Source organism: Pseudomonas bijieensis (genome assembly GCF_013347965.1).
In the GTDB taxonomy this organism is placed as follows: Bacteria; Pseudomonadota; Gammaproteobacteria; order Pseudomonadales; family Pseudomonadaceae; genus Aquipseudomonas; species Aquipseudomonas bijieensis.
The window spans coordinates 5,103,232-5,125,992 of the sequence record NZ_CP048810.1; the positions used below are offsets into that span (position 1 = coordinate 5,103,232).

Annotated in this window: 21 protein-coding genes; 13 read left to right on the forward strand and 8 right to left on the reverse strand. The window is 61.2% G+C overall.

What is annotated here, in order from left to right:
- The first annotated feature begins 255 nt into the window (after positions 1-255).
- The 3 genes from GN234_RS22455 to GN234_RS22465 are packed head-to-tail and all read left to right on the forward strand — an operon-like array spanning position 256 to position 3,979.
- Positions 256-780 carry a (2Fe-2S)-binding protein gene (locus tag GN234_RS22455; protein WP_176689096.1) on the forward strand — a complete coding sequence of 175 codons (525 nt, stop codon included), beginning with the start codon at positions 256-258 and terminating at the stop codon, positions 778-780.
- Complete coding sequence (locus tag GN234_RS22460; protein WP_176689097.1) at positions 777-1,778, forward strand: FAD binding domain-containing protein; 1,002 nt, start codon at positions 777-779, stop codon at positions 1,776-1,778. Before GN234_RS22455 ends, GN234_RS22460 begins: the two co-directional genes overlap by 4 nt.
- On the forward strand, positions 1,778-3,979 hold the full coding sequence (locus GN234_RS22465; protein WP_176689098.1) for a xanthine dehydrogenase family protein molybdopterin-binding subunit: 2,202 nt from the start codon (positions 1,778-1,780) through the stop codon (positions 3,977-3,979). Before GN234_RS22460 ends, GN234_RS22465 begins: the two co-directional genes overlap by 1 nt.
- Here GN234_RS22465 and GN234_RS22470 read toward each other — a convergent pair.
- A complete protein-coding gene (locus GN234_RS22470; protein ID WP_116833500.1) occupies positions 3,976-5,214 on the reverse strand; it encodes an MFS transporter in 1,239 nt (412 codons plus the stop codon). The genes GN234_RS22465 and GN234_RS22470 overlap by 4 nt on opposite strands.
- A gap of 506 nt (positions 5,215-5,720) precedes the next feature.
- On the opposite strand from GN234_RS22470, the gene GN234_RS22475 reads away from it, so the two are divergent.
- From GN234_RS22475 to GN234_RS22485, 3 genes are read left to right on the forward strand one after another with little or no spacing between them, the layout of a single operon-like run.
- Complete coding sequence (locus GN234_RS22475; RefSeq protein ID WP_176689099.1) at positions 5,721-7,151, forward strand: cytochrome ubiquinol oxidase subunit I; 1,431 nt, start codon at positions 5,721-5,723, stop codon at positions 7,149-7,151.
- 3 nt (positions 7,152-7,154) lie between these two features.
- On the forward strand, positions 7,155-8,162 hold the full coding sequence (gene cydB, locus GN234_RS22480) for a cytochrome d ubiquinol oxidase subunit II (RefSeq protein WP_053125566.1): 1,008 nt from the start codon (positions 7,155-7,157) through the stop codon (positions 8,160-8,162).
- Between the two features lie 11 nt (positions 8,163-8,173).
- On the forward strand, positions 8,174-8,338 hold the full coding sequence (locus GN234_RS22485) for a DUF2474 domain-containing protein (RefSeq protein ID WP_003205785.1): 165 nt from the start codon (positions 8,174-8,176) through the stop codon (positions 8,336-8,338).
- Positions 8,339-8,378: 40 nt separating this feature from the next.
- Here the strand turns inward: GN234_RS22485 and GN234_RS22490 are convergent, their stop codons facing one another.
- Both GN234_RS22490 and GN234_RS22495 read right to left on the reverse strand, forming a co-directional pair.
- Positions 8,379-9,503, reverse strand: coding sequence for a methyltransferase (locus GN234_RS22490; protein WP_163856545.1), 1,125 nt, complete (start codon positions 9,501-9,503; stop codon positions 8,379-8,381).
- Between the two features lie 181 nt (positions 9,504-9,684).
- Positions 9,685-10,425, reverse strand: a complete 741-nt coding sequence (locus GN234_RS22495) for an autoinducer binding domain-containing protein (protein ID WP_233459483.1) — start codon at positions 10,423-10,425, stop codon at positions 9,685-9,687.
- A gap of 265 nt (positions 10,426-10,690) precedes the next feature.
- On the opposite strand from GN234_RS22495, the gene GN234_RS22500 reads away from it, so the two are divergent.
- Positions 10,691-11,467, forward strand: coding sequence for a ferredoxin--NADP reductase (locus GN234_RS22500; protein WP_176689100.1), 777 nt, complete (start codon positions 10,691-10,693; stop codon positions 11,465-11,467).
- 42 nt (positions 11,468-11,509) lie between these two features.
- Here GN234_RS22500 and mscL read toward each other — a convergent pair whose 3' ends face one another.
- A complete protein-coding gene (mscL, locus tag GN234_RS22505) occupies positions 11,510-11,923 on the reverse strand; it encodes a large-conductance mechanosensitive channel protein MscL (protein ID WP_072411386.1) in 414 nt (137 codons plus the stop codon).
- A gap of 282 nt (positions 11,924-12,205) precedes the next feature.
- On the opposite strand from mscL, the gene katB reads away from it, so the two are divergent.
- The 3 genes from katB to radA all read left to right on the forward strand — a co-directional run bounded on the left by katB (position 12,206) and on the right by radA (position 15,843).
- The gene (gene katB / locus GN234_RS22510; RefSeq protein ID WP_163856547.1) at positions 12,206-13,747 is read left to right on the forward strand and encodes a catalase KatB; all 1,542 of its coding nucleotides are present in this window, start codon (positions 12,206-12,208) and stop codon (positions 13,745-13,747) included.
- A 137-nt stretch (positions 13,748-13,884) separates the two neighbouring features.
- Positions 13,885-14,433, forward strand: coding sequence for an ankyrin repeat domain-containing protein (locus GN234_RS22515; protein WP_109756327.1), 549 nt, complete (start codon positions 13,885-13,887; stop codon positions 14,431-14,433).
- Positions 14,434-14,475: 42 nt separating this feature from the next.
- Positions 14,476-15,843 carry a DNA repair protein RadA gene (gene radA, locus GN234_RS22520; protein ID WP_030140305.1) on the forward strand — a complete coding sequence of 456 codons (1,368 nt, stop codon included), beginning with the start codon at positions 14,476-14,478 and terminating at the stop codon, positions 15,841-15,843.
- A gap of 140 nt (positions 15,844-15,983) precedes the next feature.
- Here the strand turns inward: radA and GN234_RS22525 are convergent, their stop codons facing one another.
- Positions 15,984-16,340 (reverse strand): PilZ domain-containing protein, encoded by a 357-nt coding sequence (locus GN234_RS22525; RefSeq protein WP_109756220.1) that lies wholly within the window; start codon positions 16,338-16,340, stop codon positions 15,984-15,986.
- A gap of 158 nt (positions 16,341-16,498) precedes the next feature.
- Between GN234_RS22525 and GN234_RS22530 the strand changes: the two genes are divergently transcribed.
- The 3 genes from GN234_RS22530 to yjiA all read left to right on the forward strand — a co-directional run bounded on the left by GN234_RS22530 (position 16,499) and on the right by yjiA (position 19,905).
- A complete protein-coding gene (locus GN234_RS22530; protein WP_116833495.1) occupies positions 16,499-18,565 on the forward strand; it encodes a carbon starvation CstA family protein in 2,067 nt (688 codons plus the stop codon).
- Between the two features lie 13 nt (positions 18,566-18,578).
- Positions 18,579-18,776, forward strand: a complete 198-nt coding sequence (locus GN234_RS22535; protein ID WP_003201656.1) for a YbdD/YjiX family protein — start codon at positions 18,579-18,581, stop codon at positions 18,774-18,776.
- A 157-nt stretch (positions 18,777-18,933) separates the two neighbouring features.
- Positions 18,934-19,905, forward strand: coding sequence for a GTPase (gene yjiA, locus GN234_RS22540; RefSeq protein WP_163856549.1), 972 nt, complete (start codon positions 18,934-18,936; stop codon positions 19,903-19,905).
- Here the strand turns inward: yjiA and GN234_RS22545 are convergent.
- From GN234_RS22545 to GN234_RS22555, 3 genes are read right to left on the reverse strand one after another with little or no spacing between them, the layout of a single operon-like run.
- The gene (locus tag GN234_RS22545; RefSeq protein WP_176689101.1) at positions 19,897-20,610 is read right to left on the reverse strand and encodes a GntR family transcriptional regulator; all 714 of its coding nucleotides are present in this window, start codon (positions 20,608-20,610) and stop codon (positions 19,897-19,899) included. The two genes, yjiA and GN234_RS22545, sit on opposite strands and share 9 nt — an antisense overlap.
- A 22-nt stretch (positions 20,611-20,632) precedes the next feature.
- A complete protein-coding gene (locus tag GN234_RS22550) occupies positions 20,633-21,337 on the reverse strand; it encodes a FadR/GntR family transcriptional regulator (RefSeq protein WP_176689102.1) in 705 nt (234 codons plus the stop codon).
- A 59-nt stretch (positions 21,338-21,396) separates the two neighbouring features.
- Positions 21,397-22,710 (reverse strand): C4-dicarboxylate transporter DctA, encoded by a 1,314-nt coding sequence (locus tag GN234_RS22555; protein ID WP_109756398.1) that lies wholly within the window; start codon positions 22,708-22,710, stop codon positions 21,397-21,399.
- Positions 22,711-22,761 lie beyond the last annotated feature (51 nt).

A 22,761-nucleotide genomic window follows, 5' to 3' on the forward strand; every position in this document is an offset into this window, starting at 1 on the left:
GCTATCGCGAGCAGGCTCGCTCCCACAGGGATTTATGGTGGATGCAGGATCTATGAGCACCCGAGAACCCATGTGGGAGCGAGCCTGCTCGCGATGGCGTCAGCACATTCAACCTCAGTGCAAGCTGACCCACTGAAGGCGCTGGCTTCCAACGTCAATCATTTGCCTTGAACGCTTCACCCCACCCAGAAGTCGTACCCCTTATGACGGCGGTTTCCCAAAACGCCGCGAGTACGACCAACCGTGAGGTGTTCCATGAGCGCGACCCTGTCCGAAGCGACGCCGGCATCCTTCGCCCGTCATCCTATCCGTCTGACACTTAATGGCCTGGTGCGTGAACTGCAGGTGTTGCCCTGGACCACGCTGCTGGACCTGCTGCGCGAGCAACTTGACCTGGTGGGCAGCAAGAAAGGCTGCGACCACGGCCAGTGCGGTGCCTGCACGGTGCTGCGCGATGGCAAGCGTATCAACGCCTGCCTGACCCTGGCCGTGATGTGCGACGGCGCCGAGTTGACCACCGTCGAAGGCCTGGCCGGTGACGATGCCTTGCATCCCATGCAGCAGGCTTTCATCACTCATGACGCGTTCCAGTGCGGTTATTGCACGCCGGGGCAGATCTGTTCAGCGGTGGGGCTGGTCAACGAGGGCAGGGCGCAGACCCGCGCAGAGATCGGTGAACTGATGAGCGGCAACCTTTGCCGGTGCGGCGCCTACAACAACATTCGCGATGCTATCGAAGAGGCTTTGCCGCTCTGCCAGCAACCGGGAGGTGATCAATGAATCCTTTCCAGTACAGCAAACCCGCCACTGTGCAGGCTGCCGTCGACTTGTCGAGCCCGGTGTCACGTTTCATCGCCGGCGGCACCAATCTGCTGGACCTGATGAAAGAGAACCTCACCCGCCCCGAACACCTGATCGACATTACCGGGCTGCCCCTGGCGGACCTCAGCGAAACCCCTTCCGGCGGGGTGATGATCGGTGCGCTGGTGAGCAATGCCGACCTGGCCTGGCACCCCTGGATCGAACGCCGCTATCCGCTGCTGTCCCAGGCGATCCTGGCCGGCGCCTCGCCGCAGTTGCGCAACATGGCCAGCACTGGCGGCAACCTGTTGCAACGCACCCGCTGCTATTACTTCTATGACGCCAGCGTGCCGTGCAATAAACGCCGACCCGGCAGCGGTTGCCCGGCCCGCAACGGTTTGAACCGGATCCACGCGATCTTCGGTGCCAGCGAACAATGTGTCGCCACTCATCCTTCCGACATGTGCGTGGCCTTGGCGGCCTTGGAGGCGGTGGTCCATGTCCTGGGGCGGGGTGGCGCGCGGACCATCGAGTTTGCCGACTTCCATCGCTTGCCCGGTGATGCCCCGGAACGGGATAACCAACTGGCCGATGATGAGCTGATCACTGCTATTGAGTTGCCTGCCGCCGGTTTTGCCGACCATAGCCACTACCTGAAGATCCGTGACCGCGCCTCCTACGCTTTTGCGCTGGTCTCGGTAGCGGCGGCGCTGGAGTTGGACGGGCCGGTGATTCGCCAGGCGCGCCTGGCCCTTGGCGGCGTGGCGCACAAACCCTGGCGCGACCGGGCTGTGGAGAGCTGGCTGGCCGGGCAGACCGTCAGTCGCGAAACCTTCACTGCCGCCGCCGATGCGCTGCTGCAAAACGCCGAGCCGTTGGAGCACAACGGCTTCAAGGTCCGATTGGCGCGCCGGGCAATTGTCCGCGCCTTGAGTGATGCCGCATTGGGTTGCGTACCGCAGGGAGGACACGCCTGATGAACGCTTCGAGCAAATCCATAGGGCAGCCACTGGACCGCATCGATGGCCTGCTCAAGGTCACGGGCCAGGCTCGTTATGCCGGTGAGTACCCCGAGGACGGCCTGCTGCACGGCAGCGTCGTGTCCGGCACTCTCGCTCGCGGCCGCGTGCTGCGCATCGATGCCTCCCGAGCCCTGGCGCTGCCCGGTGTGGTCGCGGTCATCGATCACACCAATCGGCCGAGGATCGCCAGCTACGATGAGCCCTACCAGGATGCCGATGCGGCGGACGGTTCGCCGTTCCGGCCGCTGTACAACGACCACGTGCTCTACAGCGGCCAGCCATTGGCCCTGGTGGTCGCGGAAAACCTTGAGCTGGCCCGGTATGCAGGTTCCCTGGTTGAAATCGAATACGAGGCCCAGGAGCATCAGACCGATCTGATCACTCTGCAAAACGACGCCCATCCGGCACCGGCCGAACTGCCCAAGCCCCGTGGGAATTTTCAGGGCGAGTACGCCAGCGCCGCGCTCAGCGTGGATGTGTCCTACAGCACGCCGATTGAACACCACAACCCGATGGAGCCACACGCCTCCACTGTGCTGTATCAGCCTGATGGCAGCCTGCACATCCACGACAAGACCCAAGGCACGCAAAACTGCCAGGCCTATGTGCAAAAAGTGTTCGGGCTGGAGAAAGAGCAGGTGCGAGTGTTCGCCGCGTTTGTCGGCGGCGCCTTCGGTTCAGGGCTGCGCCCGCAGTACCAATTACCTTTGGCGGTGATGGCGGCACTGGCCCTCAAGCGCTCCGTGCGGGTCAGCCTGACGCGCCAACAGATGTTTACCTTTGGCTATCGGCCGCGAACCCTCCAGCGCGTGCAACTGGGGGCGGCGGCCAACGGTCGCTTGCTGGCCGTGGCGCACACCGCCGTCGGCCAGACTTCGCGCTTCGAGGACTTCACCGAGCACGTGGTGGAGTGGAGCGGCATGCTCTATCACTGCGATAACGTCCAGTTGACTTACAAACTCGTGCCCCTGGACGTCTACACGCCCCTGGACATGCGCGCGCCCGGTGCCGCCCTTGGGCTGATTGGCCTGGAATGCGCCATGGATGAACTGGCCTGTGCCCTGGCGCTCGATCCGGTCCAGTTGCGGTTGATCAACTACGCCGAGCGCAACGAGAACGAAGGTAAGCCGTATTCCAGCAAAGAGTTGCGCGAGTGTTATGCCCAGGGCGCCCGTCGTTTCGGCTGGGACAAGCGCAACCCGGAGCCGCGCAGCATGCGTGAGGGGCGGCAACTGGTGGGTTGGGGCATGGCCGGTGGTGTATGGGAGGCCATGCAGCAGAAAGCCAGCGCCCGGGCCTCGCTGGACCTCGATGGCAAGCTGACTGTCAGCAGCGCCACCACGGATATCGGCACCGGGACCTACACGGTCATGACCCAGATCGCCGCCGAGGCGTGCGGCGTTGCCCTTGAGGACGTCACGTTTGTCCTGGGTGATTCGTCGCTGCCCACCGCGCCATTGCAGGGCGGTTCGTTCACGGTTTCGTCGGTGGGCACCGCCGTGCAGCAAGCCTGTGAAGCGCTGAAGGAAAAACTCCTGGCCGTGGCTCGCCAGGCGTGTCCGGCCTTCGGTGGCGCGACCCTTGAACAAGTGACGTTTGTGGATGGCCAACTGCGGCTGGGCGAAGCGAGCGTTGCATTAGCGGAGTTGGCGCAGAAAAGCGGCGAGACCCCGTTGCAAGCCCAGGTCACGGCCAAGCCGGATGAAAAACGCCAGGCCTACGCCACGGCCACGCACTCGGCGGTGTTCGTTGAAGTGCTGGTGGATGAAGACCTGGGGACGGTGAAGGTCAACCGCGTGGTGAGCACCATCGCCGCCGGCCGGGTCGTCAACCCGAAAACCGCCCGCAGCCAGATTCTCGGTGGCGTGGTATGGGGCGTCGGCATGGCTTTGCACGAAGAAACCCTGACCGATCACACCCTGGGTCGCCACATGAATCACAACCTGGCCGAGTATCACGTGCCGGTCAGTGCCGACATCGGCGACATCGAGGTGATCTTTGTCGAGGAGCGTGACGAGATCGTCAATGCGCTGGGTTCCAAGGGCGTGGGTGAAATCGGCATCGTCGGGGTGGCCGCGGCGGTGGCCAATGCGATTTACCATGCCACCGGCAAGCGGGTGCGGGACTTCCCCATCACCCTCGACAAGTTGCTCTAGGCTTTTGCTTCGTCCACCGGTTCGTGCATCCGGTCACGGTTGGCCAGGGTCGGGAACAGTTTGATCCAGGCCCCGGTCACCAGCAGCGTGCCGATGCCGCCCATGACCACCGCCGGCACGGTGCCGAACCAGTGGGCGGTGAGGCCGGACTCGAACTCGCCCAACTGGTTCGAAGCGCCGATGAACAGCCCGTTCACCGCGCTGACCCGGCCACGCATTTCATCCGGTGTTTCCAACTGCACGAAGGAGGCGCGGATGACCATGCTGATCATGTCCGCCGCGCCCAACACCACCAGCACCGCCAGGGAAAACCAGAACGAGGTGGAGAGGCCGAAGGCAATGGTGGCGACGCCGAACACGCCCACCGCAGTGAACATCACTCGGCCGACCTTGCGCTCCACGGCAAACCGCGCCAGCCACAGCGACATCAGCAAGGCCCCGACCGCCGGCGCCGAGCGCAACAGACCCAGGCCCCAGGGACCGGTGAGCAGGATGTCCTTGGCGAACACCGGCAGCAGCGCCGTCGCGCCGCCGAGCAACACCGCGAACAGGTCCAGGGAAATCGCGCCGAGAATGTCCGGGCGACTGCGAATGAAGCGAATCCCGGCCAGCAATGAATCCAGCGTCGCCTTGCCTTTGTTCAGCGGCGTCTGCCGAGCGGGCAGGTTGAGCATCAGGCAACAGGCGATGAGGTAGAGCACCACGGTCGGTCCATAGACCCAGATGCTGCCGAAGGCATAGAGCAGGCCGCCGAGTGCCGGGGCGACGATGGTGGCCGATTGCTGGGCCGATTGCGCGGCGGCCACGGCCCGGGGAAACAGGCCCGCCGGCACGATACTGGGCAGCAGCGCCTGGGTGGTGGGCATCTCGAAGGAGCGGGCGGCGCCCAGGAGGAAGGCAAGGATGAAGATCATTTCCCGGGTGACATTGTCGGTGGCGCTGCCGATCACCAGGGCCAGGGCAATCATTGCCTGCAATGACTGGCAAATGGCCGCGACCTTGCGCCGGTCATAGCGGTCAGCCACATGCCCGGTGTGAAGCATGAACAGCACGCGCGGGGCAAACTCCACCAACCCCACCAGGCCCAAGTCGAGGACGTTGCCGGTCAGTTGATAGAGGTTCCAGCCAATGGCCACGGTGAGCATCTGGAAGCCGCTGGCGGTGAATATCCGTGCCAGCCAGAAGGCGATGAAGGGACGATGGTGACGGAGCAGCAGCGGCGCTTGGCTGGGCATCTATGACGGGTCCGGTGGTGAAGACCACGAGATTATCACCGAGCTGTAACAGGAAGTTGCGTTGGCTGGAAAAATAGTTAGCCAAACATCTACTTTTCACTTAGCACGCTTTTTTTTGTGGCGAGGGGATTTATCCCCGCTCGAGTGCGCAGCGCTCGCAAAAGCTTGGGGCCGCTTCGCGCCCCAGCGGGGATAAATCCCCTCGCCACAACAGTGCACTCCTCAAGATTCAAGGAATCCTGGTTTGGAGCAGGGTTTCGACACTGAGACAACCTGCCACGCGACAAAAGACCACGCCGTCCATCGGTAATAATGCGACTACTCTTTGAGCATTGCTTGATCCAGGTCAATACCTCTCGGGGCGTTGGGCTGGCGGCCATCCGGCCAGAGTCCTGCGTTGTGACGGTTATAAAAAAGAACGATTTGAAAAGCATCGCACTCCATATCCCTGGGGCTTGTGATGCAGGCCCCGCCCGCAGCCGGTTTTACCTGACAGAGGAAGACTTATGTTCGGTTTGGAGGCGCTCGATCTCGCCCGAATCCAGTTCGCGTTCACCATCTCGTTCCACATCCTGTTCCCGGCCATCACCATTGGCCTGGCGAGTTACCTGGCGGTACTCGAAGGCCTGTGGCTCAAGACTCGCGACGATACCTACCGCGACTTGTACCACTTCTGGTCGAAGATCTTCGCCGTCAACTTCGGCATGGGCGTGGTGTCCGGTTTGGTCATGGCCTATCAGTTCGGCACCAACTGGAGCCGTTTCTCGGACTTCGCCGGGGCGGTGACCGGACCGCTGCTGACCTACGAAGTGCTCACGGCGTTCTTCCTCGAGGCGGGTTTCCTGGGGGTGATGCTGTTTGGCTGGAATCGCGTTGGCCGTGGCCTGCACTTCTTCTCCACGGTGATGGTGGCGATCGGTACGTTGATCTCGACCTTCTGGATCCTGTCCTCCAATAGCTGGATGCAGACTCCGCAGGGTTACGAAATCGTCGATGGCCGGGTGATTCCGGTGGACTGGCTGGCGGTGGTGTTCAACCCCTCGTTCCCCTATCGCCTGCTGCACATGTCCACGGCGGCGTTCGTTGCGACGGCGTTCTTCGTCGGTTCATCGGCGGCCTGGCATCTCTTGCGCGGTCGCGATACCCCGGCCATCCGCCGGATGCTGTCGATGGCGATGTGGATGGCCTTGCTGGTGGCACCGATACAGGCGGTCATCGGCGACTTCCATGGCCTGAACACCCTCAAGCATCAACCGGCGAAGATCGCTGCCATCGAGGGCCACTGGGAAAACGTCGGCAATGAGCCCACCCCGCTGATCCTGTTCGGCTGGCCAGACATGCAGGCCGAGAAGACTCGCTTCGCCGTGGAAATCCCCTATCTGGGAAGCCTGATCCTGACTCACAGCCTGGACAAACAGGTGCCGGCCCTCAAGGAGTTCCCTCCTGAGGACCGACCGAACTCGACCATCGTGTTCTGGTCGTTCCGGGTCATGGTCGGCCTTGGATTGCTGATGATCTTCACTGGCCTGTGCAGTCTATGGCTGCGCCGCAACGATCGGATCTACCAATCACGACCGTTCCTCCACATGGTGTTGTGGATGGGCCCCTCCGGCCTGGTCGCGATCCTGGCCGGCTGGTTCACCACGGAGATCGGCCGCCAACCCTGGGTGGTCTATGGCTTGATGCGCACGGCCGATGCTTCCTCCGGCCACAGTTTCGCGCAGATGAGCATCACCCTGGTGCTGTTCGTCGTGGTGTATTTCGCGCTGTTCGGCGCGGGCTTGAGCTACATGATGCGTCTGGTGCGCAAGGGGCCGCAGGTCCACGAAACCGAGCCGAGCGATGGTGGCCCGGGCCAGAAACGTACGCCGGCCCGGCCATTGTCGGCCGCCGATGACCATGTGGACCAAAACGACCGCTCGAACAAGGGGAATTGAGTCATGGGTATTGATCTTCCGCTGATCTGGGCCGTGGTCATCATCTTCGGCATCATGATGTACGTGATCATGGACGGCTTCGACCTGGGGATCGGCATTCTCTTCCCCTTCGTCAAGGGTGAGCGCGACCGCGACGTGATGATGAACACCGTGGCGCCGGTCTGGGACGGTAACGAAACCTGGCTGGTGCTCGGTGGTGCCGGGCTGTTCGGGGCATTTCCGCTGGCTTATTCGGTAGTGCTTTCGGCACTGTACCTGCCGTTGATCCTGATGCTCATCGGGTTGATCTTCCGCGGCGTGGCCTTCGAATTCCGCTTCAAGGCCAAGGCCGAGAAGCGCCACCTGTGGGACAAGGCATTCATTGGTGGTTCGCTGACGGCCACTTTCTTCCAGGGGGTGGCGCTGGGGGCATTCATTGATGGCTTCGAGGTGGTCAATCGCCAGTTCGCCGGCGGCTCCTTGGACTGGTTCACGCCATTCACGGTGTTCTGTGGCTTGGCGTTGATCGCCGCCTATGCGTTGCTTGGCTGCACCTGGCTGATCATGAAGACCGAGGGCAAGCTGCAAGAGCAGATGCATGACCTGGCGCGGCCGCTGGCGTTCGTGGTGTTGGCGGTGATCGGTATCGTCAGCATCTGGACACCGCTGGCCCACGCGGACATCGCCGCCCGCTGGTTCACCCTGCCGAACCTGTTCTGGTTCCTGCCGGTGCCGATCCTGGTGCTGGTGACCATGTACGGCTTGTTCCGCGCGGTGGCGCGTAACGCCAACTACACGCCATTCATCCTGACCCTGGTGTTGATTTTCCTCGGCTACAGTGGCCTGGGCATCAGCCTGTGGCCGAATATCGTGCCGCCATCGATCTCGATCTGGGACGCCTCGTCACCGCCCCAGAGCCAAGGCTTCATGTTGGTCGGCACGCTGTTCATCATTCCGTTGATCCTGGTGTACACCTTCTGGAGCTACTACGTGTTCCGCGGCAAGGTGACCCATGATGATGGTTACCATTGAGGACGTTGAGCATGGCCAAACCTGACTTGAAGGACATCGAGGCCGCCGAACGCAAGCCGCTTTGGCAGCGGCTCGGCTGGCTGGCGCTGATCTGGGCCGGCAGTGTGCTGGCGTTGTTCATCGTCGCCAGCCTGATGCGGATGTTCATGAATGCCGCGGGGCTGACCACCCACTGATTTCCCTGTGGGAGCAAGCTTTGCGCCCACAGAGGACGATTTATTTCCGGGCTTTGAGTATCACGAACTTCGGCGTGGCGGCCACTTGTTCGACGCCTCGGAACAACCGCGCCAGTTTGCTGTGGTAGCCCAGGTGCCGGTTGCCGACGATGTACAGCGCGCCACCCACCACCAACGCTTCGCGAGCCTGCTGGAACATTCGCCAGGCGAGGAAATCGCCCACCACTTGCTGCTGGTGGAAAGGCGGATTGCATAACACCACATCCAGCGACTGCGCCTCTTGTCCCGCCAGGCCATCGCCGGCCCGGATGATCACTTCCCTATCGCCCAAGGCCGCACGCCAGTTCTCGGCGGCCGATTGCACGGCCATATACGACTCGTCCACCAGGGTGTAGTGGGCGTCGGGGTTTTGCAGGGCACTGGCGATGGCGAGCACGCCGTTGCCGCAGCCCAGGTCCGCGACACGGGCTGTCCCGAGGTTTTTCGGCAGATGTGGCAGGAACGCGCGGGTACCGATGTCCAGGCCTTCGCGGCAGAACACGTTGGCATGGTTGAGCAGTTCGATCTTCGGTTCGTCCAGCCAGTAACGCGTGGGGTAGGGCGATACGCTGGGCGGCTTGGCTTGCGGCGTGGCGATCAACAGGCGGGCTTTTTTCTGCGCCAGGGAGGCCTGCACCGGGCCAATATAGCGCTCCAGCAAATCGCCGGCGGCCCGCGGCAAGTGCTTGATCATGGCCCCGGCAATCACCTGGGCGCCTGGTGCCAGTTGGCCTTGCAGGCGAATCAGCTGTTCCTCCAGCAGGGCCAGGGTTTTCGGTACTTTGACCAGGACACGATCGAATGGGCCGGTCGGGGGCTCGCTGGCAGGCAACGTCGGCACCGCATCGAAGGGGCGACCGTTGCGCACCAGGTTTTTCTCCAGCGCCTGCAATGCCAGGAAGGAATCATTGCTGCTGGTTACTTGGACCTTGCCGGCCAGGCTGGCCGCCAGGGCGCCGAAGCCGTCATTGAGCACCAGGACCCGAGTCTGCGCGCTCGGCTGTTGTTCGGCCAGGTACGCGAGCAGGTATTCATCGGCCGCATCGAAGGCTTGCAGTGGTTCGTTCTGCTGTTCGGGTTGGCGGATCAGGTCGAGTTGGGCGAAGGGGCTGTCGAGCAGGGGCATGGCTGGGGACTCTGGAGATCAACGAATGTCCCGCTGCCTGGAGGTAGGTGTCTGTGCGGGACCGCCTGAATGAACTGCGTCGCGTGCAAGAAGCGGCATCATTCAAGTGGGACCGTAAATGGTACGTTTTTTTGTTGCACATTACTCGCAGGTTTTCAGCCTGACGCTGCCACTCCACTGTTCAGATCACATGGATCTGGGCCGCTTTTGCCACCGCTGAAATTTTATTGCTGACGTTCAGTTTCCGCATGCAGCTGCACACATGGAAGTTCACGGTTCGTTCGGAAAGACAGAGAATCCTGCCCACTTCCGACGCTGTCTTGCCTTCGGCAGACCACCTCAACACTTCGATCTCTCTGGGCGACAGGTGGTATTTGGGCTTGACTGCCAGGGCGTCAGACAATTTTTTGCTGGCGAGTACGTGCAGCCTTTGACTGGCGAAGATGGCATAGCCGAGATTTGCGTAGTGTTCCTCGATATCAATGGGGCAATGACTCCGGGCCAGGCTGAACAGGCTGCAACGTGACCCCTGGTCATCATGAACGGCTTGGGTCCAGCCGTACTTGAGTCCCTGTCGATTAAGTTCTCGCCATAACTTGGGGGCCTGAGCGAAAACAGTCTCATCCCATAAGATAGGGAGCGGTGATTGATTGCAATGTGCTACTAATGGATCGTTCGATGCATAGCCATTCTGTTCATAAAGTCTGTCCCACCCATAAGGGTAGTTATTGAGGTTCACCTTGCTGGTGTGCTTGTCGGGGCTTCCGAGATAGGCTGCAAATGCGCAATATTCAAATCCCTGATTGTTAAAGAAATTCAGGACCAGACGATAGGCCGTCTGCAGGTCTTTTTCACAAGACAACTTTCTCAATAGCAAGTCCTTCCACTTTTCCATCGCTCTCTCCTGGGTTGATTCGTCCATGCGGATCCAATCCATGATGCGAAATTTCAGTGTAGGACTATTCTTAGTTTGTAGTGAGTTTTTTTTGATTTGCTTACATTGAGAGATGTTTAAAAAAATAAACTTTTTAATTAATTATTGCTACAGCTACTGCGGTTTTGTATAGGTTCGGTAAAGGTTTTTGCCGGTGGCGCGAAATTAGTGGTTAAAGTGCTATTGCTCACCGTTGGTGGTGGAGACGCCCGCTTTGCGGGACACTGTGAGTCTTGTCCCATTGGAGTGGCTCATGAGCGACAGCGCAGAGAAGTTCACCCGCCAGACCCTGCTCGATGTCCAGCCGTTGACATCTCATTTGTTTACTTTGCGTACGACCCGGGATCGCGGCTTTCGCTTCCGGGCGGGTCAGTTTGCCCGGCTGGGGGTTGTCAAGGCGGACGGGAGCACCGTCTGGCGGGCGTATTCCATGGTGTCTTCGCCGTTCGACGAGTTCCTCGAGTTCTTTTCCATCGTGGTTCCCCATGGTGAGTTCACCAGTGAACTCAGTCGCTTGCAGCCGGGTGACGAACTGCTGGTGGAGCGGCAGGCCATCGGCTACCTGACACCGGATCGTTTCGTCGACGGTCGGGATTTATGGCTGCTGTCCACGGGGACGGGGGTGGCGCCGTTTCTTTCGATCCTCCAGGATTTTGAGGTCTGGGAGAAATTCGAGCGGATCATCCTGGTGTACAGCGTGCGCGAAGCACGAGAGCTGGCGTATCAGGAGTTGATCAAGGACCTGACCCAGCGCGACTACCTGGCCGAGTACGCTCATAAGTTTCGTTTCATTGCGACCGTCACCCGCGAGCAGCATCCAGGGGCGCTCAATGGGCGGATTACCACGCTGATCGAAAATGGTGAGCTGGAGCGAGTGGCCGGTGTAGCGCTGACGCCGGAGCATTCGCGAGTGATGTTGTGTGGCAACCCGCAAATGATCGACGACACGCGCAAGTTGCTCAAGGCCAGGGGGCTGCAACTGAGCCTGACCCGTCGGCCAGGCCAAGTGGCGGTGGAAAACTACTGGTAGGCTGATGTCGATCAGTTGGGGGTATGGCTGTGACCGACTGGTTCAGGGCCGTTCGTTCTGAGCCTTGAGCAGGTCGCGAATCTCGGTGAGCAGCAATTCTTCCTTGGTTGGAACGGGAGGCGCGCTAGGGGCTACGGCTTCTTCGCGCTTGAGGCGGTTGATGGCCTTGACGCCCATGAAAATGGCGAACGCCACGATGATGAAGTCTATGGTGCTCTGGATGAATTTACCGTAGGCCAGTACCACGGCAGGTGCATCACCTTGGGCTGCCTTGAGGGTGATGGCCAGGTCACTGAAGTCCACCCCACCGATCAGCAGGCCAATTGGAGGCATGACCACGTCGCCAACGAATGACGAAACGATCTTGCCAAAAGCGGCACCGATGATGATCCCGACGGCCATGTCGACGACATTGCCCTTGACCGCGAAGGCCTTGAACTCGCTTAGCACGCCCATGAGTTATTCCTTGTGACAGATGAAAGATGAGTGGCAGTGTAAATCAGCCTAGCGAGTCCCGCTCGAAACACCGGCTTACAAAGCTTCAGTTATCGACCCGGCCCTGGGGGAAAAGTTTTCAAAGTGCCATCAATCGCGCGTGATACGCGGTTTTAGCATAGCCCCCCATAACGTTTTTTCTATCGATGCGGTACGGCATTTCTATTTAGGTTTTCCTTTTTCGAGCACTAGCCTCTGGATGGCGCACATGGATGCGCTCTATAACATCAGAGGAACACGCCTATGAATACTTCCTTCGGCTACGGGCCTTATTCCCATCGCCGCGCTTTTTTTGTGCTGACCGCGAGCCTCTTGTCCTTGTCGGTCAACGCGGCCACCCTGACCCGGGACAACGGTGCGGCTGTCGGCGACAACCAGAACTCGCAAACGGCGGGCCCCAACGGCCCAACCCTGTTGCAAGACGTGCAGTTGATCCAGAAGCTCCAGCGCTTTGACCGTGAACGCATCCCCGAGCGCGTGGTGCATGCCCGTGGTACCGGCGCCCATGGCACATTCACGGTGTCCGACGATCTCAGCGACCTGACCAAGGCCAAGGTCTTTGCCGCAGGCCAGGTCACGCCAGTGTTCGTGCGTTTTTCTGCCGTGGTACACGGCAATCATTCGCCGGAAACCCTGCGCGACCCCCGTGGTTTTGCCACGAAGTTCTACACCGCCGACGGTAATTGGGACTTGGTGGGTAACAACTTTCCGACCTTCTTCATTCGTGATGCCATCAAGTTTCCAGACATGGTCCACGCCTTCAAACCCGACCCGCGGACCAATCTGGACGATGATTCACGTCGTTTCGATTTCTTCTCCCATGTACCAGAATCGACCCGCACTCTGACCGAGTTGTATTCCAACTCCGGGACCCCGGCCAGTTACCGTGAAATGGACGGTAACGGCGTGCATGCTTACAAACTAGTTAATGCCAAGGGCGAAATTCATTATGTGAAGTTTCATTGGAAAAGTTTGCAGGGGCTGAAAAACCTCGATCCGAAAGAAGTTGTGAAAGTTCAGGGTCAGGATTACAGCCATATGACAAACGATCTGGTGGCTCATATTAATAAGGGCGACTTCCCGAAGTGGGACTTGTACGTCCAGGTACTGAACCCACAGGACCTTGCCAAGTTTGACTTCGACCCACTGGACGCGACCAAGATCTGGCCGGGTGTGCCTGAGCGAAAAGTCGGGCAAATGGTCTTGAACCGCAATCCGGCGAATGTCTTCCAGGAAACCGAACAGGTGGCCATGGCGCCGGCCAATCTTGTGCCGGGTATCGAACCTTCCGAGGACCGTCTGCTCCAGGGGCGAGTCTTTTCCTACGCCGACACGCAGATGTACCGGATAGGCGCCAATGCCCTGCAATTGCCGATCAATGCCCCCAAGGTGGCAGTGAACAACGGTAACCAGGACGGTGCGATGAACCCGGGCAGCACCAGCACCGGCGTGAACTATCAGCCAAGTCGCCTGACCCCTCGTGAAGAGCCGCAAGCGGCACGCTACAGCCAGACTGCGCTGACCGGCAGTACCCAGCAGGCGAAGATCCAGCGTGAGCAGAACTTCAAGCAGGCCGGTGATTTGTATCGTTCGTTCAGCAAGAAAGAGCGTGATGACCTGATCGAAAGCTTCGGCGGCTCTTTGGCGACCACCGATGACGAGAGCAAGCACATCATCCTGTCGTTCCTCTACAAGGCTGACCCTGAGTACGGCACTGGCGTGGCCCGTGTCGCCAAAGGCGACCTGGCCCGGGTCAAGGCCCTGGCGGAAAAACTGAGCGACTGATTCACAGTCCGGCAAGTGCATAGCCTGTGGGAGCAAAGCTTGCTCGCGAAGCAGGCGCTGCGGTCTGAATCCAGACCGAGTTGTCTGCGTCGCGGGCAAGCATGCGCCCACAGTCGTATGCCAGAGGAGACATCATGATGCGCAGATTCCTTTTATCGATGCTTGCGATCTGGTCAATGAGCGTACTGGCCGATCAGCCAATACCCACTGAGCCGGCGGTCGTACAGGAACAGTTGCAAAACTATTATTTCGACGCCGCTCGCCGCGGCGATGTGCCGATGCTCGATACCTTTATAGAGGCCGGTTACTCGTTGGATACCCGGGATGAAAAGGGCTACACCGCGCTGATTCTGGCGGCCTATCACGGCCACGGCCCGGCGGTGGAGCGGCTGCTGGCGGCAGGGGCCGATGCCTGTGCCCAGGACAAACGCGGCAACACAGCGTTGATGGGCGCCATTTTCAAGGGCGAAGTGCAGATTGCCCGGCGTCTGCTGTCCACCGATTGCAGTCCGGACCAACGCAATGGTGCCGGGCAGACCGCAGCGATGTATGCCGGTCTGTTCAAGCGTGATGAATTGCTCGACGCCTTGAAGGCCAAGGGCGCCGACCTGGAGGCCAAGGATCCGTTGGGCAATACCGCGATGGGACTGGCCAAGGGTGAAATCAGAATGCCGGCCCCTCAGTGAACCTTCACTGGGCTATCATCGCGGTTTTGACCCGGAGTTCAGATGGCCAAGGCAAAGCGCATGTACGGCTGCACCGAGTGCGGCTCGACCTTTCCCAAATGGGCCGGCCAGTGCAGCGAGTGCGGGGCCTGGAACACCCTGACCGAAACCATGGTGGAGAGCGGCGGAGCGGCGGCGCCCACCGGTCGCACTGGCTGGGCCGGGCAGCAGGCGCAGATCAAGACCCTGGCCGAAGTCAGCGTCGAAGAAATTCCACGTTTCTCCACCGCGTCCGGTGAACTGGACCGCGTACTGGGCGGTGGCCTGGTAGACGGTTCGGTGGTGCTGATCGGCGGTGATCCGGGTATCGGCAAATCCACCATCCTGTTGCAAACCTTGTGCAACCTTGCCACCCGCATGCCGGCGCTGTATGTCACCGGCGAAGAGTCCCAACAGCAGGTCGCCATGCGCGCCAGGCGCCTGGGCTTGCCCCAGGACCAACTGCGGGTCATGACCGAGACCTGCATCGAAACCATCATCGCCACGGCACGCCTGGAAAAACCCAAGGTGATGGTGATCGACTCGATCCAGACGATTTTCACCGAACAACTGCAATCGGCCCCCGGCGGTGTGTCCCAGGTGCGCGAAAGCGCGGCGTTGCTGGTGCGCTACGCCAAGCAGAGCGGCACGGCGATTTTCCTGGTGGGCCACGTCACCAAGGAAGGTGCGTTGGCGGGGCCACGGGTGCTGGAGCACATGGTCGATACGGTTTTGTATTTCGAGGGCGAATCCGATGGTCGCCTGCGTTTGCTGCGGGCGGTGAAGAACCGCTTCGGTGCCGTCAACGAACTGGGTGTGTTCGGCATGACCGACCGGGGCCTGAAAGAAGTCTCGAACCCTTCGGCGATCTTTCTGACACGAGCCCAGGAAGAAGTCCCCGGCAGTGTGGTCATGGCAACGTGGGAAGGGACTCGCCCGATGCTGGTGGAAGTGCAGGCGCTGGTGGACGACAGCCATTTGGCGAACCCGCGCCGGGTCACCCTGGGCCTGGATCAGAACCGGCTGGCCATGCTGCTGGCGGTGTTGCATCGACACGGTGGGATTCCGACTCATGACCAGGACGTGTTCCTCAACGTCGTGGGTGGGGTCAAGGTGCTGGAAACCGCATCCGACCTGGCGTTGATGGCGGCGGTCATGTCCAGTCTGCGCAACCGGCCGCTGCCCCACGATCTGTTGGTGTTCGGCGAAGTGGGGCTGTCAGGCGAAGTGCGGCCGGTGCCCAGTGGGCAGGAGCGGCTCAAGGAGGCGGCCAAGCACGGCTTCAAACGCGCCATCGTGCCCAAGGGCAACGCGCCGAAAGAAGCGCCGGCGGGGTTGCAGATCATTGCCGTGACACGCCTGGAACAGGCGTTGGATGCGTTGTTCGAATAACACTGGCCATTGCGGAAGAAATGTATGTGGGAGCAAAGCTTGCTCGCGATGCAGGCGACTCGATTTCGAAAGACCGCATCGCAGCCATCGCGGGCAAGCCTTGCTCCCACATGGATCCCCGTGCCAAGGGGCGGAGCAGCTCAGATATGAATCAACGCCGCCAACTCCCGCTCCAGTTCATCATGATCGGCCAGGTTCAGCTCCACCAGTCGGCGCAGGTGGGCGATGGAGTCCAGGTCGATATGCTCGCAGACGAAGCCCAGGTGGCCGTGGTCGTCGTGAGCCAACCGAACCTCCATCTGCACTTCCACCTCATTGCTCAGGTGAATGTCGGCAGTAAAGGTTTTCTCGGGATTACCCAGCCAGGGCTCGGGCTTTTCGATCAGCAGGCCCTTGAGGGACAGGTCCAGCAGCTCCACCGGCCATTTGTATGGGGGCTGGCTCAGTTCGGTCCTGGCATGGAATTCGATTCGTACGAAGCGGCGACGATCGCTCATTACGTATTCCCTCTGAAGATTCATTGACTATAGACCCTGCTGGCGGAGCATCGTCACCGTTCGGCCGCCGACAGACGAATGTCGGGTATGGCCTTTGCCCTGGTTAGCGCTAAACTCCAGTGGCTGCCTTTCTTGTCCACCCTGGCTGGAATATAAAAATGAAAAACAATAATAGCCTGCTGCGCCATCTACCCTGGCTACTGCTGGCCGTCGTAGGAGCGTGCGCCCTGGGCGTCGTGGCTTTGCGTCGAGGCGAGGCGATCAACGCCTTGTGGATCGTCGTCGCAGCCGTGGCCATCTACCTGGTCGCCTACCGCTACTACAGCCTCTTCATCGCCAACAACGTGATGCAACTCGATGCGCGCCGGGCCACCCCCGCCGTGCTCAACAACGATGGGCTGGACTATGTCCCGACCAACAAACACATTCTCTTCGGCCACCACTTCGCGGCCATTGCCGGCGCGGGGCCGCTGGTCGGGCCGGTGCTGGCGGCGCAGATGGGCTACCTGCCCGGTACGCTCTGGCTGATCGCCGGCGTGGTGCTGGCCGGGGCGGTGCAGGACTTCATGGTCCTGTTCCTGTCCACCCGCCGCAACGGGCGCTCCCTGGGCGACATGGTCCGCGAGGAAATGGGCCGCATCCCCGGCACCATCGCGCTGTTCGGCTGCTTCCTGATCATGATCATCATCCTCGCGGTGCTGGCGCTGATTGTGGTCAAGGCCCTGGCCGAGAGCCCGTGGGGCATCTTCACGGTGATGGCGACCATCCCGATCGCGATGTTCATGGGCCTCTACATGCGCTACATCCGCCCGGGCCGCATCGGCGAGATCTCGCTCATCGGCGTGCTGTTGCTGCTGGGCTCGATCTGGCTGGGCGGGCAGATCGCCGCCGACCCGGTCTGGGCCAAGGCCTTCACCTTCACCGGGATCCAGATCACCTGGATGCTGATCGGCTACGGTTTTGTCGCGGCGGTACTGCCGGTGTGGCTGATCCTGGCGCCGCGGGACTACCTGTCGACCTTCCTCAAGATCGGCACCATCGTCGCCCTGGCCATCGGTATCCTGGTGACCATGCCCGAGCTGAAAATGCCGGCGTTGACCCAGTTCACCGACGGCACCGGGCCGGTGTGGAAGGGCGGGCTGTTCCCGTTCCTGTTCATCACCATCGCCTGCGGCGCGGTCTCGGGCTTCCATGCGCTGATCTCCTCGGGCACCACGCCCAAGCTGCTGGATAACGAAACCAACGCCCGCTATATCGGTTACGGCGGCATGTTGATGGAATCCTTCGTGGCGATCATGGCCATGGTCGCCGCGTCGGTGATCGAGCCAGGCGTGTACTTCGCCATGAACAGCCCGGCGGCGATCGTCGGCGGTGACGTGGTGGCCGTGGCCCAGACTGTCAGCAGTTGGGGCTTCGCCATCACGCCAGAGGCGCTGCAAGCAGTGGCCAAGGACATCGGCGAGACCACCGTGCTGGCCCGTGCCGGCGGTGCGCCGACCCTGGCGGTGGGGATCGCACAGATCCTGCACTCGGTGCTGCCGGGTGAAAACACCATGGCGTTCTGGTACCACTTCGCGATCCTGTTCGAGGCGCTGTTCATCCTCACGGCGGTGGACGCCGGCACCCGTGCCGGGCGGTTCATGCTGCAGGATCTGCTCGGCTCGTTCGTGCCTTCGCTCAAACGTACCGAATCCTGGCCGGCCAACCTGATCGCCACCGCCGGTTGCGTGGCGCTGTGGGGCTACCTGCTGTACCAGGGCGTGATCGATCCGCTGGGCGGCATCAACACCTTGTGGCCGTTGTTCGGCATCTCCAACCAGATGCTGGCCGGTATCGCGCTGATGCTCGCCACCGTGGTGCTGATCAAGATGAAGCGCCAGCGCTACGTCTGGGTCACGCTGCTGCCGGCGTCCTGGCTGCTGATCTGCACCACCACCGCGGGCCTGATCAAGCTGTTCGACGCCAACCCGGCGATCGGCTTCCTGGCCCTGGCACGCAAATACAACGATGCCCTGGCCGCCGGTCAGATCCTGGCCCCGGCCAAGAGCATTGAGCAGATGCAGCACGTGGTGTTCAACGCCTACACCAACGCGACGCTGACGGTGTTGTTCCTGTTCGTGGTCTTCAGCATCCTGTTCTACGCGCTCAAGGTCGGCATCGCCGCCTGGGGCACCAAGGAACGCACGGACAAAGAAGCGCCATTCCAGGCACTGCCGGACGCTTGAGAGGATTGCAACGATGTTCAATGACTTGAGTCGCCTGGGTAAATACCTCGGTCAGGCCGCCCGCCTGATGGTCGGCATGCCCGACTACGACAACTACGTCGAGCACATGCAGACCAAACACCCGGACAAGCCGTTGATGGACTACGAGGCGTTCTTTCGCGAACGCCAGGAGGCCCGTTACGGCGGCAAGGGTGGGCCCAAGTGCTGTTGAAGCACCGCTTGGGTTGAGGTAATCCCCTGTGGGAGCGGGCTTGCTCGCGAAGGCGTAGTGTCAGTTAGCAGATCATGCGGCTGACCCACCGCGATCGCGAGCAGGCTCGCTCCCACATTGGCTTGTGGTCTTCTTTTAATTTCGAAACAGGAGAACCATGTTGTCCTCTCCCATCCCGGTCACCATCCTCAGCGGCTTCCTCGGCGCAGGCAAGACCACGCTTTTGCGCTATCTGCTCAAGGCCGAGCACGGCCTGAAAATCGCCGTGATCGAGAATGAATTCAGCGATGCCGGCATCGATACCCAGCTATTGGGCGACGAGCCGGTGCAAGTCATGACCCTGGCCAACGGTTGCGTGTGCTGCACCATTCACACCGACCTGACCAAGGCCCTGTACCTGCTGCTCGAACGACTGGACAGCGGCGAAATCGCCTTCGACCGCCTGGTGATCGAATGCACCGGCCTGGCTGATCCGGCGCCAGTGGCGCAGACGTTCTTCATCGACGAGGACTTGCGCGAGCGCTATATCCTCGACGGCATCCTGACCCTGGTGGACGCCGCGCACGCCGAGATCCACCTGACCCAGGCCATCGCCCAGGCCCAGGTCGGGTTTGCCGATCGCCTGCTCCTGAGCAAGACCGATCTGGTGGACGCGGCCCAGGTCCAGGCCCTTGGCGAGCGTCTGGCGCGGATCAACCGGCGCGCGCCGATCAGGGTGGTCGAACACGGCAAGATCGACCTGGCCGAGCTGCTCGACATTCGTGGTTTCAACCTCAATGCCGACCTGGGCGCGGGGTTCAGCCTGCGTCCGGTTGGCAAGGCGACCCCGGGCGATCGCATCAGCAGCCTGGTGCTGCGCACAGACAAGCCGCTGGATATCGACAAGCTCAGTGAGTTCATGAACCAGTTGCTGGAAGAACATGGCAAGCAATTGCTGCGCTACAAAGGCGTGCTGAACATCGCGGGCGAACCCCGTCGGCTGGTGTTCCAGGGCGTGCTCAAATTGTACGGTTTCGATTGGGACACCGAATGGGCGCCAGGCGAAGCCCGGGAAAGCGTGATCGTGTTCATCGCCGACGAACTGCCCGAAGAGAAGATCCGCGCCGGCTTCGAAGCCGCTCTACTTTGACGATCCCGTGCCTGCGGTCAGCAGCAGTTTTTGCTCCAGGTGGTCCAGGTGCTCGTCCATCAGCCGCAGCGCTTCGTTGACGTTACGGCCTTCCACCGCGTCGACGATTGCCAGGTGTTCCTGCCAGGCGCAGTGCCGGCGGGATTTGACCTCGTGCCGCGCCAGGGCCAGCGAGGTCAATGGCACCAGGCTACCGAGGAATTGTGCCAATGGCGCGTTGCCGGCCATGGCGGCCAGTTGCAGGTGAAACTCGCCGGACAGGCGTATCGCCGGGCCGCGCTCACCGCGATCCAGGCAGCGCTGCTCCTGTTCCACCAGATCCCGCAGATGCCGTAGATCCTGCGGTTGCGGTGCCTTGCAGGCCAGGCGCACCAGGGTCTGCTCAGCCAGGCGGCGGGCGTGGAGGATCTGCCGGGTCTGTTCCAGGTCCGGTGCGGCGACTTGTGGCCGGTGATTCGGTCGCAGGATCACCACTTGCTGGTGGGACAGGCGCGCCAGCACCCGGCGAATGATGCTGCGGCTGACACCGAACACATCCCCCAGGCTTTCTTCGGTGAAGCGGCTGGCCGGGGCAATGCGTTGTTCGAGGATGGCGTCGAAGATTCGCGGGTAGATATCGTCCACCGACGGTTTGCCGATCCGGCCGGGCAGAGGCAGGGCGGCAAGCATATTGCGATTATGTTGATGGGAAACGAGAGTGTTCATGGCGGTCTCCGCAGGCAATGGCTCAGGTGCCGAGGTTGTCGTCCGGAATATTCAATTCGATGCCCATGCGCTGGCCTTCCCGGAGAATGTGCCGACGCATTTCGGCGCTGGCCTGGGCGCTGTTCTTGCCCCGGATGGCACGGACCACGGCTTCGTTTTCTTCCAGGCGCTCGGCCAGGTGTTCGGGTGAGTTGCGCAGCACATCGGCGCTTTGCTTGAGGGCGTTGCTGGTCTGCTGGACCACGTTCTGGAAGATCGGGTTGGACGTCAGGGCAAACAATTCTTCATGGAAGGCGATGTAGGCGTTGGCGCAGGCATCGCTGTCATTGGCTTCCAGGGCTTCGCGCATGTCCATGAGGGTCAGGCGCAACTGGCCGACCTCCTTGCTGCTGATGGACTGGGCCACCAGGCCAACGATGAAGGGCTCCAGGGTGTAGCGCAGTTGCAGCACGTCTTCCAGGCTCGCGCCGGCCATGGCGCTGCCTTCACGGGTGGCATCGTTGAGACTGGCCTCCAGCACCACCACGCCCTTGCCGGGCATCGATCGCACCAGGCCCAGGGTCTCCAGCACAATCACCGCTTCACGCAGGCTGGGTCGGCTGATGCCCAGTTGTTCGGCCAGCTCGCGTTGGCCGGGCAGCATCTCGCCCGAGCGCCATTGGCCCCGGGCCAGGGCGGCGCGGAGCTTCTCCACCACGGAATTGACGACGGTTGATGAACTGATCACATGTCACTCCTTGAAAATCACTCAGGCGGTGCCGGTTCGCGGGCCGGCACCGCAGTCTTTCAGAATTGCTGGTGATGGGCACTGCCCACCGGTTTTCTGGGTTGGAAGGTATAGCCTTGTTGACCGGACAGCACCTTGCGCGCACGAGGGATGTCGATGTCTTTTTCCCAGCGGGCGATCGCCACGGTCGCCACGCAATTGCCAATCAGGTTGGTCAGGGCGCGACCGATGCCCATGAACCAGTCCACGGCCAGCACCAGCACCAGGCCGACCACCGGGATTGCCGGGATCGCGGTCAGCGTGGCCGCCAGGATCACCAGCGCCGAGCCGGGAATCCCATGGGCGCCCTTGGAGGTGATCAGCGAGACCAGCAGGATGGTCAACAGATCGCTCATGGCCAGGGGCGTACCGGTCGCGTTGGCGATGAAGACAATGGCCAGGGTCAGGTAGATCGAAAAACCATCGAGGTTGAACGAGTAGCCGGTGGGAATGACCAGGCCCACGGTAGAGCTGCCGACCCCCAGGTGTTCGAGTTTGCGCATGATCTGTGGCAACACGGCGTCGGACGACGCGGTGCCGAGTACGATCAGCAGCTCTTCGCGCAGGTATTTGAGGAACGGCAGCATCGGCAGGCCCGACACGCGCATCACCACGCCCAGGATCACCGCGACAAAAGCGATGCAGGTCAGGTAGAACAGGCCGACGAGGTTGCCCAGGTGCTGTAGCGAATCCAGGCCGTATTTGCTGGTGGTGAAGGCAATGGCGCCAAAGACACCGATAGGGGCCAGGCGCACGATCATGCCCATGATGCGGAAGATCACGTGGCTGAGTTCGTTGATCAGGCGGGAAATACCGGACGCGGCATCACCGACGAGATTCAGTGCGCTGCCAAACAGCACGGCAAACAGCAGCACCTGCAGGATGTTGTTCTCCGCGAATGCTCCGATCACTGACGTCGGGATCAGGTTCATCAGGAACTGGGTGGTGGTGACCATGTGCTGGCCGCGCTGGGCGATATCGCCCATGTCGGCGCTGGAAAGCTGGTCAAGATGGATGTTCGCGCCGCTGCCGATGCCCGTGGTGAAGGCAAAGACCAGGCCGATGACCAAGGCGATGGTGGTGAGTATTTCGAAATAGATGACCGACTTGAGGCCGATGCGCCCGACCTTCTTGAGATCACCGGCGCCGGAGATGCCGCTGACCACCACGCAGAACACGATCAGGCCGATGAGCATCTTGATCAGCTTGATAAAGCCGTCGCCGAGGGGTTTGAGCTGTGCAGAGTATTCGGGAAGGGTAAGCCCGCAGACGATGCCGAGCACCAGTCCGAGGACAACTTGAAGGAAGATCGACCGCGAGCACCATTTGAGCATGGGAGGGATTCCTGGTTCGGTGTCCATGTCCGCCGGCGCTGGGGCTGTTGG

Bases quoted from the DNA above. Each gene is read 5' to 3' on its own strand.
- GN234_RS22455 (WP_176689096.1), top strand. From the start codon at position 256: ATGAGCGCGACCCTGTCCGAAGCGACGCCGGCATCCTTCGCCCGTCAT.
- GN234_RS22460 (WP_176689097.1), top strand. From the start codon at position 777: ATGAATCCTTTCCAGTACAGCAAACCCGCCACTGTGCAGGCTGCCGTC.
- GN234_RS22465 (WP_176689098.1), top strand. From the start codon at position 1,778: ATGAACGCTTCGAGCAAATCCATAGGGCAGCCACTGGACCGCATCGAT.
- GN234_RS22470 (WP_116833500.1), bottom strand. From the start codon at position 5,214: ATGCCCAGCCAAGCGCCGCTGCTGCTCCGTCACCATCGTCCCTTCATC.
- GN234_RS22475 (WP_176689099.1), top strand. From the start codon at position 5,721: ATGTTCGGTTTGGAGGCGCTCGATCTCGCCCGAATCCAGTTCGCGTTC.
- cydB (WP_053125566.1), top strand. From the start codon at position 7,155: ATGGGTATTGATCTTCCGCTGATCTGGGCCGTGGTCATCATCTTCGGC.
- GN234_RS22485 (WP_003205785.1), top strand. From the start codon at position 8,174: ATGGCCAAACCTGACTTGAAGGACATCGAGGCCGCCGAACGCAAGCCG.
- GN234_RS22490 (WP_163856545.1), bottom strand. From the start codon at position 9,503: ATGCCCCTGCTCGACAGCCCCTTCGCCCAACTCGACCTGATCCGCCAA.
- GN234_RS22495 (WP_233459483.1), bottom strand. From the start codon at position 10,425: ATGGACGAATCAACCCAGGAGAGAGCGATGGAAAAGTGGAAGGACTTG.
- GN234_RS22500 (WP_176689100.1), top strand. From the start codon at position 10,691: ATGAGCGACAGCGCAGAGAAGTTCACCCGCCAGACCCTGCTCGATGTC.
- mscL (WP_072411386.1), bottom strand. From the start codon at position 11,923: ATGGGCGTGCTAAGCGAGTTCAAGGCCTTCGCGGTCAAGGGCAATGTC.
- katB (WP_163856547.1), top strand. From the start codon at position 12,206: ATGAATACTTCCTTCGGCTACGGGCCTTATTCCCATCGCCGCGCTTTT.
- GN234_RS22515 (WP_109756327.1), top strand. From the start codon at position 13,885: ATGCGCAGATTCCTTTTATCGATGCTTGCGATCTGGTCAATGAGCGTA.
- radA (WP_030140305.1), top strand. From the start codon at position 14,476: ATGGCCAAGGCAAAGCGCATGTACGGCTGCACCGAGTGCGGCTCGACC.
- GN234_RS22525 (WP_109756220.1), bottom strand. From the start codon at position 16,340: ATGAGCGATCGTCGCCGCTTCGTACGAATCGAATTCCATGCCAGGACC.
- GN234_RS22530 (WP_116833495.1), top strand. From the start codon at position 16,499: ATGAAAAACAATAATAGCCTGCTGCGCCATCTACCCTGGCTACTGCTG.
- GN234_RS22535 (WP_003201656.1), top strand. From the start codon at position 18,579: ATGTTCAATGACTTGAGTCGCCTGGGTAAATACCTCGGTCAGGCCGCC.
- yjiA (WP_163856549.1), top strand. From the start codon at position 18,934: ATGTTGTCCTCTCCCATCCCGGTCACCATCCTCAGCGGCTTCCTCGGC.
- GN234_RS22545 (WP_176689101.1), bottom strand. From the start codon at position 20,610: ATGAACACTCTCGTTTCCCATCAACATAATCGCAATATGCTTGCCGCC.
- GN234_RS22555 (WP_109756398.1), bottom strand. From the start codon at position 22,710: ATGCTCAAATGGTGCTCGCGGTCGATCTTCCTTCAAGTTGTCCTCGGA.